Genomic DNA, 14,546 nt, shown 5'->3' on the forward strand with positions numbered 1-14,546 from the left:
CCGACTCTACATTCGCGTCCTGTGCTTCCAGCTATTTCTTGGGCTTGGCTCCACGCCCTTTGGGCGCCGGTTCAGCCGAAGACAGCTCTTTCTCGAGGGCAGCCAGCGCGGCTTCGTAGCGCGAGCGCTGCTCAGCGCTCGCCCCCTCCAGCCAGGCAGCAGCCTGCTGGTCCAGGGCCTCCTCCATCACGCCATTGCGGTCCTGCCCGCGGCTGAGCGCCTGGGCGATAGCGCTCCAGATCTGCCACTTCGACCTGGGCAGGATGAGCGAACTGCGCTCCCTCGGGTTGTGGGTCATGTCCTGAAGCGGTGCCACGTCGTCCCCTCCTCTGCTGCGCATGCGCAACGCATTCCGCATCGCGGACCTCCAGTCCTATGTGAGCAGCGCCAGGTGGGTCAACGAGCACCTTCACCAACGCCTCTTCATGCACCCAAACATGCACTTGACTAAGAACCAAAGCAAGAGCATATCAATGCATGTCGATGGCGGACGGACGTTGCCCCTCGGGGGAATGGTCGCGGAGCGGGAGTTCGGTGGTCGCCACCGAAGACGCCAGCAGGAGCAGCACCGGAGCACGGACACGAGCGAGTGGGGGCAGACGATGCGAGCGGTGGATGCGGCGAAGGCCCTGGAGGGCCAGTGGTTCCGGCGGAAGGACGACGGCAAGGACGTGGATGACCGGCAGATCCGCGAGGTGAAGGCGACGCGGCGGCAGGGCAAGCAGCTCGTCACCTTCACGGATACCGCGGGCGTGCTGCACCGGCACATCGACGTGCTGGAAGTGCGCCAGTAGCACCATCAGCGGGCGCCACCACGCGCCCGCCCCACTCCACCCACCACGAGGACGAGATGGCCAACGACATGGCGTCGGGAGAGGTGCACCCGCAGACGGACGACGCCGAGGCACTGCTGAAGGAGGCGGCGGACCTGGAGTTCCGCGCGGAGCACAAGGAGCGGCAAGCCGGGGCGGACTGGTGCTCCGCGGAGGGCGCCGTCTTCCTGGAGCGCGACGCGGCCGACTTCCGCGAGCGGGCCGCCGCGAAGCGCGCCAAGGCGCAGCAACTGTGCAACCCGGGGCACGTGGTGCCCCAGAAGGAGGAGTGCCGTGGCTGAGAAGAAGACGAAGACGCCGCGCGAGGTGCTGCGCGCCTACTTCGATGAGCAGGAGGTGGCGCCGGAGGTGCTGCGAGCCTGGAAGGAGCTGGACACCACCGTCGAGGGCGTGGCGCTCCGGCTCGCGGCCGACCTGGCCCAGCTGAAGGGCGGCGCGAAGTGAAGCCCCTGCACGAGCTGGCGGACGCGCTCGCCATCCTCGCCCGCGAGGGCTGGACGCCGCCGGACCGGGACGCGGCGAGCCTCGCGCAGCAAGTGCGCGAGATGGAGGCGCAGCAGACTCAGACGCAGGAGGTGTTGCAGGCCGTCGAGTACCTCCACGAGGCGTGCGAGCCGGACGGCACCGACGCTGCGCGCGAGCGGTGGTTGCGCCTCCAACGCCGCGTCACCAGCACGCGGCTCCAGCTCGCCCGCATCAACGAGGCGGAGGTGTACCTGCGCGCCGAGCTGGAGCGCCAAGTATGGCTCGCGCGGCACCTTCGCGCGCAGAGCGAAGCGCAGCAGGCCGCCGCGTAGCACGTCAGACCTAATTGGTATGACTACGGCATTCAACCTGAGAGGTTGCATTGCCGGAAGCACACCGCTCCCCCTGCCCCGCCTACGCCGAGCACCCGGACAGAAGCTGGGTGCTGTGCGAGCGCGAGTACGAGCACGAGGGGCGGCACCGCTGGCGGGACGTGGAGTGGGACTGCCTCACCCCGGAAGACGAGGTGCAGGCCGAGTTACGGGAACTGCTGCGCCAAGCGGAACAGGCCGCGGGCGAGAGCTACGAGTAGGAGCGGTCCATGGGCTGTTGGCCACGTCGTCCACGCAAGCCGTCTCAAGAAACCTTGCGGCACCGTGCCAACCGCGCCGAGTACTTCCACGCGTTGGATGTGCTGCACGGGCGCGCACCACCGGAGCCTCCCGCGCCGCAGCCTACGGCCGCCGTGTCCACCGGCGCGGCGCCGGGGCGCATCGAGTTCTCCCCGCCACCACCCGCGCAGCACGCGCCGAACGGCCACTGCCACTGCGGCGCCCCGCTCATCCACGGCAAGGACGGACTCATCTGCGGCTGGGGCCTGCACGACGGATGACCCTGAGCTGAATCACCCCTGAGCTGTTCAACCCCGGTCGAAAGAGGAGACCGAATGATGTCACCCCAGCGAAATGGCAGCCCACCGCCCAGGACTCCTGGCGGACCGCAGTCGAAGCCGCCCGCCCCCTCACGCATGACGCTGGACGCGCTCGTGCGCGGGAAGCGCGCGGCCCCGCTCCGCGTCGTGCTGTACGGAGTCGAGGGCATCGGAAAGTCCACCTTCGGCGCCAATGCGCCGGACCCCATCTTTCTCGGCGCGGAGGACGGCACGGACCACCTGGACGTCACGCGCTTCCCGTCGCCGGAGAGCTGGCAGGAGGTGCTGGACGCCGTCCGCGTCCTCACCGCCGAGCAGCACGACTACCGGACGCTGGTCGTGGACACCCTCGACTGGGCGGAGCCGCTCCTCTGGGCGCACATCTGCAAGCGGGACCAGCAGGACAACATCGAGTCGTATGGGTACGGCAAGGGCTACAGCGCGGCGCTCGACGAGTGGCGCGTCTTCCTCGCTGCGCTCGACAAGCTCCGGCGCCAGAAGGGCATGCACATCATCCTCCTGGCCCACTGCTGGATTAAGCCCTTCAAGAATCCGGAGGGGGACGACTTCGACCGCTACGAGCTGAAGCTGAACGCGAAGGCCAGCGGGTTGGTGAAGGAGTGGGCGGAGCACGTCCTCTTCGCCAATCACGAGACGTACGCCTCCAAGGACGCGCGCACGAAGCGCGTGCGCGGCGTCTCGACGGGCGCGCGTCTCATCTACACGACGCGCACCGCCGCCTACGACGCGAAGAATCGCGGAGACCTGCCCGAGTCCATGCCCCTGTCGTGGGCAGACTTCACCGCCGCCCTGGAGGCCCACCAGCCGGCGGATCCGCAGGCGCTGGAGGCAGCCATCCGCGAGAAGGCGGAGCAACTCTCCGAAGCGCACAAGCGCAGCGCCCTGGCCGCCATCGAGCGGGCCGGAGGGGATGCGGTGAAGCTGGCGAAGCTCAACGACTGGACGAACGCCCGCCTGGGCGAGGTGACGTGACATGCAACTGGAGAATGGGCGGTACAAGGCGCGCGCCGCGCAGGGCGCTCTCGGCTTCACGTCAGGCGGCAAAGAGCAGGTGGCTATCGAGTTCACCTTCCTGGGCAATGACGGCTCGGAGCCATACGCCGGCCAGAGCATCACCTGGTTCGGATTCTTCACGGATGCGTCGCTTGAGCACACCATCAAGGCCCTCCGCGCTTGTGGCTGGCAGGGCAACGACGTCTCGGACCTCACGGGCATCGAGTCCAACGACGTGTCCCTCGTCATCGAGAACGAGGAGTACGAGGGGAAGTGGAGTCCGAAGGTGCGGTGGGTGAACCCGCTCGGCAGCGGCCTCGCCCTCAAGCAGCAGATGGAGCCCACCCAGGCGCGCAACTTCGCGGCGCAGATGCGGGGACGCATCCTCGCGATGGAGCAGGGCACCGGGCCACGTCGCGCGCCCTCCCCGGCGCCTGCCCGCGGCGCCCCGCAACAGTCACGCGGAGGCAGTCGTCCGCCTTCGTATGGCGGCGGCCCGCCCGAGCCTCCGCCGCTCACGGACGAGGACATGCCGTTCTGAAGTAGCGCAGCACCGCGCGTTCCGAAGCCGCCTCACACGGCCCGGGTCGATCTCTCAGCGCGCGGGGTTGCAACCCGGTGGCATTGGGCCACCGGGCCTTGTCGGTGGAGCGGCCAGCACACCACCTGGCTGGACGGAACGCTCCACCTCACCCCGCGCGGCATAGGGCCTCGCGGGGCCTCTCACTGCGCTGACGTTGAGCGCTGCCCGGCGGGGGCGGTCCCCACTCCCGCCCCCGCCGGGACCTTCCGTCCAAAGCAGCACCAGCAGCAACTGCCGATGACGGGGCGTGGGCCCCCGCTGGACGTCCCAGCGCTCCCGGTTCGAGTCCGGCGTCGGCACTCCGTCCAGCCGTAACCCCACCCCCAGGAGTCGTATGTCTTTCCCTTCGCGTCTCACCGCGCTGGCACTCGTGTGCCTCGTGGCATCCCCGGCCCTCGCCGAGCCGTTCTCCCCACTCACCGTCAACACCAAGATCCCCGGGCTGCGCCAGCCCTTCGCGGGCATCACATTCACCAACTCGGAGAAGTCACTGAAGGACCTCATCTCCGCCTATGGGAAGCGGTTCAGCGTGAAGTCCATCGCGGACCTGCACTCCGACGAAGTGCAGTGCGGACTCGCGAAGTTCGCTGTGATGTTCGTCCAAAACCTCATGCTCAACGAGATACCGGGCATGAAGTCGGCGGACCTGGAGGGCTTCCCCAAGGCCCTGGAGCATTACAAGGCGCGGGAGGCGTTCTTCTGCAACCAGCCTCCCCCGCCCGGCGTCAAAGCCAATCGCGGTGCGGAGTTGATGCGCCTCTGGATGGCCCGCGTAATGGACGAGTCAGCCAAGGCTCGCGAGCAGGAGTTGGCCGCGACGTACACGGCGAGGGCCAAGCAGCGCGGCTTCGACGTGACGGCACGCGACGTTGCCATGGCAGTGGGCATCGGTCTCGCAATGCTGGCCGGCGACCTGCTTCCGATTCCGGTCCCCTAGCTCCCTCCGATGACGTGCCAGCGGGCGGTGCAGAGCGGGCCGCCCGCCCTCTTCCCGCGCGCCGTCACGACGGCGGCGCGCTCAACCCCAACAACGAAGCGAGACGAACGTGGCGACGAAGACGAAGAGCAGTGGTGGCCTGCTGGAGCTGGCGGACAGGTTGGAGGACGCCGCACAGATGCTGCGCGACACCGTGGCGAAGTTGGGCGGCATGGTGGCGCCCGCGCCTGCGGTGAAGGCGCCTCCGACGAGCGCGGCCAGGCCGGCGAAGTCCGGCAAGGCGAGGGCGGCCCCGGCAGACGGCACGCGCATGTGCGCCATCAAGGGCTGCGGCAAGCCCAGCCGGACGAAGGGCTACTGCGCGGCGCACTACCAGAAGCTGCGCAACCTGGAGAAGACGAACCGGCGCCCTGCGGCGTGGGCGGACAACGCCGCCCCCAACAGCGTGGAGGACGTCCAGCTGCCGCGCGGTCGCGCCGCCTCGAAGGCGCTGGCGGAGGCGAGCACCCAATGAAATCAGCGGACGTCAGCGGCATGCCGAAGGAGCTGGAGGAGGTCCGTCGCATCGCCCTGGGCGAGGAGTCCGCCGATGAGGCGCAGGTCCGGGCCGCGCTCGCGCAGGCATGGGCCTGGCTCGCGCCGCTGACGTCCGCCCTGCCGTCGGTTGGGCCGTCTTCGAGCGTGCCGAAGTACGCGACCGGGGATGTGGAGCGGTGGTTCCGGGCGGTGGTCGCGCGGACGAATGGCTCCACCGAAACGGTGATGGCCCGGATGCTTCGGGACGCCGCGCTGGAGGGTGCGAAGGTGCCGGGGCTGGTGGAGGACAACGCGGCGCTGGTGGACGCGCTGAAGGAGTTGGCAGACCTGATGGAAGGCGTGCGCGACGGCTCGTACACGCCCGATTCCTTCACGCTCCAGGTCGCCCACCGCCTGCTGGCCGAGGAGCACCCCGGCGCGGCCCTGCTCGCGGAGCACGAGGCAAAGGTGTCCGCCCTCCAGGCTCTGGTGGCGGAGCTGGAGGGCGAATTGGAGCAGGAGCGAGACAACTCGCGGACCCTCGCCAGCGCTGGCCTGGAGACCGAGAAACAGCGCGCAGAACTGGAGTCCGAGCGCGACGCCCTCCGCGCGCAGGTGGGGCAGTACGAGAAGTCCATCACCACCGCGCTTCGCATGCTCGCCGAAGGGCAGCACGCGCTTGTAGAGTCGAACCTGCGCCTCGCCCTCTCCACCCCGCCCGCCGAGACGACGCCCGGCCCGAACTCTCCGACCGTTCCGGAGGGTTCAACCGCTCCCACACACCGAATGCTGTCGCCGCTCGACGTGCGCCCCGCGGTGCCGCCGCTGCTGCCCGTCAGCGAGCGCATCCAGCAGTCCCTCGCCAAGCTGGGCCACGAGCCCACGCCGCTGACGACGTCTGCGGTGGATGCGTTGCACCCGTCCGGGCGCTGCACCTGCACTGGCGAGGGCACGTGCGCGTGGTGCCGGGCGCGCTGCGACGCGTGCGGCAGCCCGTACATCCCCGAGGCGGTGCGCCACTCGCTCGCCCAGGTGTGGAGCGCCCTGCGCATCACCACCGCGCACCAGGGCGTGGCCGTCGCTGTCCTCCGTGCGGTGTACCCGGAACTGCCGGTGCCGAACGCGCGGGCTGGAGCGGACATCCTCCCGGCATGGAACGCGCTCGCCCAGGCCGTCACCGAGGCCGCGCGCCTCGGCGCGGAGGACATGCGCAACCAGGCCGCCCGTCACATCGCGGGGCTCGTGCTCGCGGGGCAGGACCCCTTCTCCTTCGCGCGTGAGCTCGATGCCCTTCCGCTGCTGCTCGGGGAGGAAGTGCCCCGTGGCTGATCCGCTCGTCTACCAATACCGCCTCCGCACCGAGAAGGGCGCATGGCTCGCGGACGTCATCCTCCGGAGCGACGGCTTCTTCGCCACCGTATCCGACTGGGGCAGCTACGCGTTCCGGTGGACCGCGCCGGGGCGCGAGTTCCGCGCCTTCGTCGCGCACCTCGCGGGCCAGGACGATTACGTGTGCAGCAAGCTGGAGACGCGCGACTGGTGGGATGGAGCGCGAACGCTGAAGCGGATCCGCGAGCACATCCTCACCTACCGCCGCGACAGCATCTACTCGAAGGAGAAGGCGGCCGAAGCGTGGCAGTCACTGGCCGATGCGCTGGGACGCTGGAGTGGGCGTGACGCGAGGAGCGACGACGAAATCCGCATCGACGAGTTCTCCGTCTGGTGCACCAACACCACGTTGGACGAGCCCTACGAGTTCGCCTCCTACGACTACCCGCCGGACGTGCGTGGCTTCTGCGAGAACGTGATGCCGGCCCTCGCCGCAGCCATCCGCGCGCAGCTCCAGACCGAGGCCCAGGCTCTTGCGCTCCGACACGAGCGCGAGGCCTGGGAATCGGAAGGAGGTGCCATCCATGGATAGAGTGCCCGGAACCTTCGTCGTCCTGGAAGGCGGAGACGGCAGCGGGAAGACGACGCTGGCCCGACTCATTGGAGACGAGCTGCACGCCCAGGGCGCGCGGGTGCTGAACACGGAGGAGCCCTCCGGCGGGCCCGTGGGGATGCTGATCCGGCGCATGCTGGCGGAGCGCCCTCTGTCCCCGGAGGTGATGGCTCTCCTGTACGCGGCTGACCGTGCGCGCCACACAGAGACGGTCATCCGGCCGGCGCTCGCCCGCGGCGAGGTGGTGCTGTGCACCCGCTACGTGCTGTCGTCCCTGGCCTACCAGGGGCCGCACGTGGGCCTGGAGCGCGTGATGAGCCTCAACGCCCAGGCACTCAAACCGGACCTGATCCTCTTCCTGGAGTGCCCGGTGGACGTCGCTCTCGGGCGCGCGGGAGCAGCACGCACCTTGGACGCCTACGAGACTCCTGCGGTCGCGGCCAGCGCGGCCGACGGCTACGCACGGGCCCTCACGTACCTGGAGTCCCAGGGCCAGCGCGTAGTCCGCGTGGATGCGTCCCAGGGCTCCGCGCAGGTGCTGCGCACGGCTCTTGAGCAGGTGCTGCCCCTGCTCCCCCGCGCCGGCCTGTAGCCGCCCCACCACCTCACCCCTTCACCACCTGCCGGCCCGGGCGCCGGACGGCAGGGCTCTACCCGTGCGCCCGATCCCCGAGGTTTCCCCGTGTCGAAGTGCTCCGCCGTCCTGCTGTCCCTCCTGCTGTCCACTGCCGCCCTCGCCCAGGAGGAGGCTCCCGCCGACGGCGCCACCTTCCCGGCGTGGAGTTCCCTCGTCGCCACCGCCACCGCGCAGGGCGTCCTCAACCCGGCCGCGCCCGGGGGCAACCCGCGCCCCTTCGCCCTGGGCGTGGGGTACGGGCGCTGGAGCGAGCGCGGCGCCCTCCAGTTGCTCACGCACCTGGCCCCCAGCGTCGCGGCGGACGGGCCGGACGCGGCCGGCGGGCTGCTGCTGCGCCCCGGTGGGCGCCTGGGCCTGAGCGCGGCTGCGCGCCTCCACCGGCTGGGCGACCGCAGCGAACTGCCGCTGACGTTGGGCGGATACCTCCGCGCCGGTGCGTCCCTCGACTCCGCGGCTGACGCCTCCTGGACGTCGCTGCGCGCCGACGCGGGCGTGGCCGCGCACTGGTGGCAGGTGCACACGCCCACGCGTCTGGTGTTGGGCACCCTGGAGGCGGGGCCGGTGCTGCGCCGCCGCACCGGGGATGCCAGCGGCACCTGGCTGGGCCTGTCCGTGGGCGCATCCGTCACGATGCAGCGGGTGACGGCGGGCCTGACGCTGACGCACGTGCCCGCCAGAGAAGCGTCCGTGCCGGGCATGACTGGCACCCACGTCACCGCAGGCGTCGCGCTGCAGGCGGACCTGCTGCCCCTGTAGCCCGAGAGGTAACAAGCCCGGCGCCCAGCGTCTCTTGGGCATGATGCCCAGCGCCTATCGCTGCCCCGTCTGCGGGCAGATCCTCACCCCGCTTCCGGGTGGCTTCCTGTTCTGTTCGGGCAGCCACGCGGTGGGGCCACGCCGCCAGGACCGGACCATCTACCGCCCTGGCCGCAACGGTCGCCTCCAGCCAACGAAGATGGGGGCGGCGGCAAGGTGGCGTGCCGCTGGGGCCGCACAGGGCATACCGCCTGAGAGGTAGCGATCCACCGCCCTCCCAGGCGGTACCCTCTGCCAGCGTTCACCGGAGGTCGTCATGGGCGTCGTGATGGTTCGCATCGACAGCATCATCCCGCCGCACGAAGTCCGCGATGACGGGAAGCTGGCCGCCCTGCGTGAGTCCATGGAGGAGAATGGCTGGCAGGGACGCCCGCTGCTCGGCGTGCCCCATCCTTCCGCCGTCGGCGCCTTCCTCGCACTCACGGGGAGTCACCGCACCGCCGCGGCACAAGAGGCAGGGCTTGAGGAGGTCCCCCTCTACGTGGCCCAGCTGGGCGGTGGGATCCACGTGCACGAATCCATCCACGGCGACTCCCTCCGAAACGAGAGGGACAACCCCATCGAGCAGGAGGACCTGGCCGACTACCTCCGCCCTTGGGACCCTGGCGCGGCTGCGCTCGCCGAGGCCGAGGACGCAACAAACGCCGCAGGGTGACGCCGGGTCCCGGCCGCACCTTGCGGTTGTGGCCGCGCGTGCGCACGCGCACCCTCCGTCGTGGAGGTGGCCATGTCCCTGTCCCGGATGTCCGTCGTGAAGCGGCACGTCACCACCGCCGCGCCGAGCCTGCACGAGGAGGCCATGGAGCCCGGCGGGAAGCTGCCGGCCAACGCCGAGCGTGTGGCCCACCTAGTGGACGATGCGCTCCGGGAGGCCAACCGCGAGGCCCAGACAGACGTGCGCGGGCCGGAGGACTGGGCGGCGATGTAGCTCGGCACGCCCCCCGCTCTCCGCGACCGGAATGACGACGACGGAGCGGGTAGCGCTGGCGCAGCGCCTGGGCGAAGCGGAGCTGGCGCTGCAGGGTGCGATGCGCGGGCTGGACGGGAGTCCTGATGCACGGACACGATTGGCGGACGCGAGGACGGAGTACCTCGCCGCGGAGCGCGAGGCGCTGGTGGCCCTCGGAGCTCAACCGGGCCCGGACGCCATCGAGCTGCTTGCGTCCTCGCAGGCCACCGCGTGACGGAGCAGCCAGCGCGGGTGGTCGCACTGGCCCAGGCGCTTGCCGCACAGGTGGCAGCGGGTGATGGTGGAAGCACTCAGGCGCTAGTCGCCAGCAGTGCCTTCGCGACGCTTGCGCTCAGCTTCATCAGCGAAATAGTCGGGAGGGCCATTGTATCGACCTCTGCCGACATACTCGTCGACGTTGTGCGCCACCTCGTCGACCTTCTCTTTGATGTCGCGCAAATCACCCCGCGCCTTGTCGAGGTCCACGTAAATCAGCCACAGCGTGCCGGAACACTTCCAGAGGTAGTAGGCCAGCACGAGCCACTGCCAATTGACCTTGAGCCAGCCGATGAGTGCGTCCAGCATGGGGCGAGCCTTGCGTGGTTGTTGCTACGAGGCCAACGTCCGGGCAGAAGCCCTCTCGGTTTGACGATGTTCCCGGTCTCGCAACAGTGCGACCAAGCGCTCCCAGTAAGCCACTAGGCTGTCCGTATCGATTGGGCGGTAGCGTGCGAGGAACAGCTTGTAGTGGGTGTCGAGGCGCGCTGCCATGTGGTCGTCGAGGCGACGCCATTCGTTGCGGAGTAGTGCCTCTCGGTGCTTTGCCATGCGCTCCGGCCGCAACGCCCCGGTCCCACGGGCGTCACGCTCAAGTTCAACCATGGACTCCTTCACGCTCTCTGGCGTCTGCTGGACTTCCCATTGAGCGTCGCCAACTCGGCGAAGCGCGTAGAGCGAGTAGCTGGTGATGCTCGGCCAGTCGTAGACGTTGTACTCGTGGACCATCAGCATCTCGACGAAGTCGAACACCCAGTAGTCTGAGAACACGTCCTTGCGCTCGTGAATCTCAGGTCGCCGGAGCGCCATTGCTGTGGCGTGGCGCCGCCCGCGCCAGGTGGACCACGCCCACAGGCCCGCGAACAACGCGACGACCCACATTGCGGCTCCCATGCTCGCTGCCTCCGAGGTGCTGGGTTTGTATGCAATGAGCACCAGCAACGCCGGAGCCTCCCGCGCCCGGCCCAGCCCCGTCAACGCGGGCCGCTGCTCCGCTGCGGTAGCCGAGTGTCGGGCATGTCGCCGCCCAGGCTGGCGCACCCACGGGTGAGGGCCGGGGCTCGGCAGGGCGCCGGGGGGTGTGCTACCTATATGGCGTGGACCACCAGGACGAACTCCAGCTCGTGATTGAGGGACCCAAGGTCCGGCCGGAGACGGCGGACCCTCTCGTTACGTTGGACCTCGCCCGCGCCTATTTCTCGCTCATCCAGCGCGTCGCTGCGGAGCATGGTGACGACCTCACCCTGCAGGGCCTCTTCATCCGCAAAGGCTCGACCGTGGTGGCCTCGCGTCCCAACCAGCAGGGCCTCGCCATCCAGGCGATGACGGACGTCTCACGGTACGTCAACGGCGTCCTGCCACCCCCGCCTCGGCTTGAAACCCCCGTGAAGGAGTTCCGGGGGAGGGTGTTCAACTTCCCGATTTCCGTCACCGTCGCCTCGCGCCTTGGCGACCAGGTTCGCCCGCTCACGCCCGCGCACATCGAGGCCGTCATCCCTCCACGAGAGACGGTGGAGCTTCGCGCGACAGTCGTGGGCGTCGGTGGCGCCAACACGACCTCCGCCCGGTTCGCGTCGAAGTCCGAGCGCAGGGTACTTAGCCTGCGGACGGACGTGCCCACCGCGCAGAAGCTGGCGCACTTCCTCTACTCAGAGGTCGACATCACGGCGACGGTGCAGCGCGACGAGCACGGCCTCATCCACAGCGGTGTGCTGGATGGTTTCAGCGGCCTCACCAGCGCGCCCGACCAGCTCAAGGTGTGGCGCGAGTGGTTCCGTGAGGTGGGCGGTGACTGGAACGACATCGACGATGTCGAGCAGGAGCTGCAGCGTGTATGACGTGAAGAAGCTCCCGAGGCGCGCCCTGTGTGACACGGGCTTCTGGATTCGTGCGCTTGGAGACCGGCCGAAGGACCCGCGCTCACCCCAGGCTGAAGCCTTCTTCAAGGCGATGGCGGACAACGGCCGTGAGATGCTCCTGCCGGCGCCGTGCCTCGCGGAATTGATTCGCGGCAAGCCGGCCCTGACAATCCCGAGCACGCCCTCGGTCATCGTGGTGGGCTTCGACAGGATTGCGGCGATGGAGTTGGGCAAGAGATTTCCCGCCTCCTTCATCAAGCAGCAGAAGGTGAAGTCGGGGTACGAAAAGGGCTACATCCAGTTCGACGCGATGATTGTGGCGTGTGCCATCCGCCACAATGCCGAGTGCATCATCACCTTCGACAACCCGATGAAGGAGCTGGACTACGGCCCCGAAGTGCAGATGCTGTTCCGCAACGTTCGCGACTTCCAGCTCCCGCTGATGGCCTCCATCAACAAGTCCCAGGAGGCGGAGTCGGCGGCACCCGAGGACACTTCCCAGTCCACCGAGCGCTACGAAGAACTTGAGCCGGGACTCGGCGTCCGCAAGCTTGACCTCTCCTGACTGGAAGTCGGGCTACGCCATGTGCTTCCACGTGAGGCGCTGGACGATGCGGCGGACGTTCGCGGACGTCACGCCGAGTTCCCGGGCGAAGTGCAGACGGGCTGATGCTCGACTAGGCGTCAGGGCCCCGTTGACGTGAGGCAGATGGGGGCGTCAGCGCCTGGGCATGAGCGGCGCGATGTCGATGTGGGCGGCCGTCTCCTGTTCTATCTTTTTCACCCGCTCCTCCGCTGAGGGGAGATCAATGCCGACGCTCCGGGCCGCCATCAGGTATTCCTGCACGCTCAGGCCCGCTACAACGCGGGCGACAGCGAGGGCGTCAGACCCATCCGGAACCTTCGGGTCGCTCTCCAGGCGCCGGCAGAGCTCCAGGTCCGCGCGTAGCTCATCCCTGGCGCGACGGAGCCACTCTTGCCGGTTTTCCTGCATCTGAGACGTGTTCGACATGGCTGGGTGTCCTTTCGACGTGTTCGACATGGCTGGGTGTCCTTTCGGGAGGTGAAGCCCCAGCAACGCACGCCCGTAGCGGCCGGGCAACCGGTCGCATCCAGCGCTCCCGGCCGGCCCTACCGCTTCTTCTTCTCCCGGGCGGCGATGGCTTCCGCAATGAGCGCCGCCATCATGGCACGTGCTTCCACGTGAGGCGCTGGATGATGCAGCGGGGTTAGTCTTCTCCCTCGGCCAGCTTCACGTAGTAGCTGAAGAGGCGCTCTGCGAGGCGCATGAGTTCCTCGCTGGACATCGCGTTGAGCGTTGCCGCGATGGAACCCTCGTTCTGCTTGCCCGCGATGCGCGTCGCGTCCTGCTGGATGGCGTGGGCCTCCGGCCAGAGGTCCGGCGGATGGTGCTGCGGATCGTCCGCGAAGCCGAACTCCAGGATGGCGGCACTGAGGCGGTCGCGAAGCGGCGCGTCCATCGTCGCGAGAAGTTCAACAGCGTACCGCGTCTTCGAAAGGCCGTGAGCGTGCATTGGATCGAAGGTCATGCGCGCACTATAGCCCGCCCTACCGATTCCTCTTCTCCCGGGCGGCGATGGTGCTCAGGGCTGGCGCCGGATGCTGGCCGGCTGCTTCTTCGCACCCTGCACCGGCGCGTAGCAGCCGCCCTTGTGCTCGACGGAGTTCTTCGGGCACGGCGGCGAGTCCTTCAGTTCCAGCCAGCATCCGCCGTTGATCTCGCGCGAGGGCGACTGACAAGGCGGCTTGGCCTGCCCCTCCAGCGGACCGTCCGGCATGCTGAGGCGGCGCTCGATGGTCTGCGCACGCAGGGTGGACGCGCCGGCAATCATGTTCGCCATCACCACGTCGCCCACGGTGGCGGGCACGTACTCCACCAGCGGCGCGGGCTCGGCGGGGGCGGCTTCGGCGCGCTCACCTGGACGGCTAGGAGGACGCCAGCAGCTGCTAGCGAGACGGCCGCGAGGAGGCGTAGGCTACGCCCACCGCGAGCAGGTGCTGGGGTGGGCTCCAACTGGAGGCGCGGCGCCACCGGAGCGCGGCCCGACAGCAGGTGCGCCAGCTTCCGGGGTGTCCCTAGCGCCGCCTGTACCGCGTCCGCGATGTCCTCCGTCACGTCGGCCACTTCCTCCACGTCGCTGGCGGGCGCCGCCGGGCAGGACTCCATCTCCAGGGCGATGAGGGCGGGGGAGGAGAACGTGCGGACGCGCAGTTCCAGGTCCACCTGGGGCGCCAGGTCCGTCCTCGCCTGTGGGCACCAGGACAAGGCTGGGCGCCCCTGTCTCCTCGTGGCGGGCCTCGTTGAGCCGGCTGCGGCTCCCCTGCCTGCAGACGCCTTCCGCAACGGTGCCCAGACGCAGCAGGTAGCAAGCCTGTTCTCGGCATGCGTCCTGCTCTTGGCCTGCGCTCTCGCGCCGAACGCCTTCGCTCCGGCGCGCCACCCAGGACACCTCTTGAGCCCGCGCCTCCACTCTTCCCCGCCCCGCTTCGCCCTCCTTCTTCTCGTTGCCGTGGCAGCCCTGCGATGCGGCCCGTCCGAGGACCTGGACGAGGGTCCGCCCACGCGGCCTCCTGTCTCGCAGGACGGAGGCTCCTCGGACGGCGGAGCGAGCCAGGTGGACAGCGGCATGCCCATTCAGGACGGGGGTTCCACGCCTCGTGATAGCGGGAGCGACCCTATCTGCACTCCTTCCTGCTCCAGCAGATCCTGCGGACCGGATGGCTGTGGCAGGACGTGCGGGACGTGCCGGAGCGGCACCACGTGCAG

Annotated in this window: 26 protein-coding genes; 19 read left to right on the forward strand and 7 right to left on the reverse strand. The window is 69.2% G+C overall.

The features are described 5' to 3' along the window. Nucleotides 1-31: 31 nt before the first annotated feature. Nucleotides 32-316 carry a hypothetical protein gene (locus tag D7Y04_RS39880; protein ID WP_147477291.1) on the reverse strand — a complete coding sequence of 95 codons (285 nt, stop codon included), beginning with the start codon at nt 314-316 and terminating at the stop codon, nt 32-34. A 157-nt stretch (nt 317-473) separates the two neighbouring features. On the opposite strand from D7Y04_RS39880, the gene D7Y04_RS39885 reads away from it, so the two are divergent. The 17 genes from D7Y04_RS39885 (at nt 474) to D7Y04_RS39960 (ending at nt 9,858) form a co-directional block, all read left to right on the forward strand. Next, nucleotides 474-794 carry a hypothetical protein gene (locus D7Y04_RS39885; RefSeq protein ID WP_147477292.1) on the forward strand — a complete coding sequence of 107 codons (321 nt, stop codon included), beginning with the start codon at nt 474-476 and terminating at the stop codon, nt 792-794. Nucleotides 795-850: 56 nt separating this feature from the next. Next, nucleotides 851-1,114, forward strand: a complete 264-nt coding sequence (locus D7Y04_RS39890; RefSeq protein ID WP_121762718.1) for a hypothetical protein — start codon at nt 851-853, stop codon at nt 1,112-1,114. Then, nucleotides 1,107-1,277 (forward strand): hypothetical protein, encoded by a 171-nt coding sequence (locus D7Y04_RS44695; RefSeq protein WP_158620788.1) that lies wholly within the window; start codon nt 1,107-1,109, stop codon nt 1,275-1,277. The genes D7Y04_RS39890 and D7Y04_RS44695 overlap by 8 nt, the downstream gene beginning before the upstream one ends. Continuing rightward, nucleotides 1,274-1,630, forward strand: coding sequence for a hypothetical protein (locus tag D7Y04_RS39895; RefSeq protein WP_121762719.1), 357 nt, complete (start codon nt 1,274-1,276; stop codon nt 1,628-1,630). Before D7Y04_RS44695 ends, D7Y04_RS39895 begins: the two co-directional genes overlap by 4 nt. Nucleotides 1,631-1,680: 50 nt before the next feature. Next, entirely contained in the window at nt 1,681-1,890 is a 210-nt protein-coding gene (locus D7Y04_RS39900; protein ID WP_121762720.1) for a hypothetical protein, read from the forward strand. 54 nt (nt 1,891-1,944) lie between these two features. Continuing rightward, entirely contained in the window at nt 1,945-2,190 is a 246-nt protein-coding gene (locus tag D7Y04_RS39905; protein ID WP_121762721.1) for a hypothetical protein, read from the forward strand. Between the two features lie 57 nt (nt 2,191-2,247). Then, on the forward strand, nt 2,248-3,222 hold the full coding sequence (locus D7Y04_RS39910) for an ATP-binding protein (RefSeq protein ID WP_158627670.1): 975 nt from the start codon (nt 2,248-2,250) through the stop codon (nt 3,220-3,222). 1 nt (nt 3,223) lies between these two features. Beyond that, on the forward strand, nt 3,224-3,784 hold the full coding sequence (locus D7Y04_RS39915) for a hypothetical protein (protein ID WP_121754281.1): 561 nt from the start codon (nt 3,224-3,226) through the stop codon (nt 3,782-3,784). A 376-nt stretch (nt 3,785-4,160) separates the two neighbouring features. Then, nucleotides 4,161-4,763 (forward strand): hypothetical protein, encoded by a 603-nt coding sequence (locus tag D7Y04_RS39920; protein ID WP_121762723.1) that lies wholly within the window; start codon nt 4,161-4,163, stop codon nt 4,761-4,763. A gap of 109 nt (nt 4,764-4,872) precedes the next feature. After that, on the forward strand, nt 4,873-5,277 hold the full coding sequence (locus D7Y04_RS46970; protein ID WP_370457316.1) for a cell wall protein: 405 nt from the start codon (nt 4,873-4,875) through the stop codon (nt 5,275-5,277). Continuing rightward, nucleotides 5,274-6,608, forward strand: a complete 1,335-nt coding sequence (locus D7Y04_RS39930; protein WP_147477293.1) for a hypothetical protein — start codon at nt 5,274-5,276, stop codon at nt 6,606-6,608. Before D7Y04_RS46970 ends, D7Y04_RS39930 begins: the two co-directional genes overlap by 4 nt. Beyond that, nucleotides 6,601-7,200, forward strand: a complete 600-nt coding sequence (locus tag D7Y04_RS39935; RefSeq protein WP_121762725.1) for a hypothetical protein — start codon at nt 6,601-6,603, stop codon at nt 7,198-7,200. Before D7Y04_RS39930 ends, D7Y04_RS39935 begins: the two co-directional genes overlap by 8 nt. Next, nucleotides 7,193-7,813 carry a dTMP kinase gene (gene tmk, locus D7Y04_RS39940; RefSeq protein WP_121762726.1) on the forward strand — a complete coding sequence of 207 codons (621 nt, stop codon included), beginning with the start codon at nt 7,193-7,195 and terminating at the stop codon, nt 7,811-7,813. Before D7Y04_RS39935 ends, tmk begins: the two co-directional genes overlap by 8 nt. Nucleotides 7,814-7,903: 90 nt before the next feature. Then, on the forward strand, nt 7,904-8,614 hold the full coding sequence (locus D7Y04_RS39945; RefSeq protein ID WP_121762727.1) for a hypothetical protein: 711 nt from the start codon (nt 7,904-7,906) through the stop codon (nt 8,612-8,614). A gap of 316 nt (nt 8,615-8,930) precedes the next feature. Beyond that, the gene (locus D7Y04_RS39950; RefSeq protein ID WP_121762728.1) at nt 8,931-9,329 is read left to right on the forward strand and encodes a ParB/RepB/Spo0J family partition protein; all 399 of its coding nucleotides are present in this window, start codon (nt 8,931-8,933) and stop codon (nt 9,327-9,329) included. Nucleotides 9,330-9,401: 72 nt separating this feature from the next. Further along, nucleotides 9,402-9,602: a hypothetical protein gene (locus tag D7Y04_RS39955; RefSeq protein WP_121762729.1), complete on the forward strand. Its 201-nt coding sequence runs from the start codon at nt 9,402-9,404 to the stop codon at nt 9,600-9,602. Between the two features lie 31 nt (nt 9,603-9,633). Beyond that, entirely contained in the window at nt 9,634-9,858 is a 225-nt protein-coding gene (locus tag D7Y04_RS39960) for a hypothetical protein (protein ID WP_121762730.1), read from the forward strand. Nucleotides 9,859-9,941: 83 nt separating this feature from the next. Here D7Y04_RS39960 and D7Y04_RS39965 read toward each other — a convergent pair whose 3' ends face one another. Together D7Y04_RS39965 and D7Y04_RS39970 are read right to left on the reverse strand one after the other, a co-directional pair. Then, nucleotides 9,942-10,208, reverse strand: a complete 267-nt coding sequence (locus D7Y04_RS39965; RefSeq protein WP_121762731.1) for a hypothetical protein — start codon at nt 10,206-10,208, stop codon at nt 9,942-9,944. Nucleotides 10,209-10,232: 24 nt separating this feature from the next. Continuing rightward, nucleotides 10,233-10,841, reverse strand: coding sequence for a hypothetical protein (locus tag D7Y04_RS39970; protein ID WP_147477294.1), 609 nt, complete (start codon nt 10,839-10,841; stop codon nt 10,233-10,235). Nucleotides 10,842-11,023: 182 nt separating this feature from the next. On the opposite strand from D7Y04_RS39970, the gene D7Y04_RS44700 reads away from it, so the two are divergent. Both D7Y04_RS44700 and D7Y04_RS39975 read left to right on the forward strand, forming a co-directional pair. Next, complete coding sequence (locus D7Y04_RS44700) at nt 11,024-11,737, forward strand: hypothetical protein (protein ID WP_158627671.1); 714 nt, start codon at nt 11,024-11,026, stop codon at nt 11,735-11,737. Then, on the forward strand, nt 11,730-12,323 hold the full coding sequence (locus D7Y04_RS39975; RefSeq protein WP_158627672.1) for a PIN domain-containing protein: 594 nt from the start codon (nt 11,730-11,732) through the stop codon (nt 12,321-12,323). Before D7Y04_RS44700 ends, D7Y04_RS39975 begins: the two co-directional genes overlap by 8 nt. A 153-nt stretch (nt 12,324-12,476) precedes the next feature. On the opposite strand, the gene D7Y04_RS39980 is transcribed toward D7Y04_RS39975, so the two are convergent. From D7Y04_RS39980 to D7Y04_RS39995, 4 genes are all read right to left on the reverse strand, one after another. Further along, complete coding sequence (locus D7Y04_RS39980) at nt 12,477-12,770, reverse strand: hypothetical protein (RefSeq protein WP_121762734.1); 294 nt, start codon at nt 12,768-12,770, stop codon at nt 12,477-12,479. Nucleotides 12,771-12,987: 217 nt separating this feature from the next. After that, entirely contained in the window at nt 12,988-13,239 is a 252-nt protein-coding gene (locus tag D7Y04_RS39985) for a hypothetical protein (RefSeq protein WP_121762735.1), read from the reverse strand. Nucleotides 13,240-13,362: 123 nt separating this feature from the next. After that, the gene (locus D7Y04_RS39990; RefSeq protein ID WP_121762736.1) at nt 13,363-13,647 is read right to left on the reverse strand and encodes a hypothetical protein; all 285 of its coding nucleotides are present in this window, start codon (nt 13,645-13,647) and stop codon (nt 13,363-13,365) included. Further along, nucleotides 13,620-14,045 (reverse strand): hypothetical protein, encoded by a 426-nt coding sequence (locus tag D7Y04_RS39995; protein WP_121762737.1) that lies wholly within the window; start codon nt 14,043-14,045, stop codon nt 13,620-13,622. The genes D7Y04_RS39990 and D7Y04_RS39995 overlap by 28 nt, the downstream gene beginning before the upstream one ends. Nucleotides 14,046-14,546: the final 501 nt, after the last annotated feature.

This window comes from Corallococcus sp. AB038B, assembly GCF_003668955.1.
GTDB lineage: Bacteria > Myxococcota > Myxococcia > Myxococcales > Myxococcaceae > Corallococcus > Corallococcus exiguus.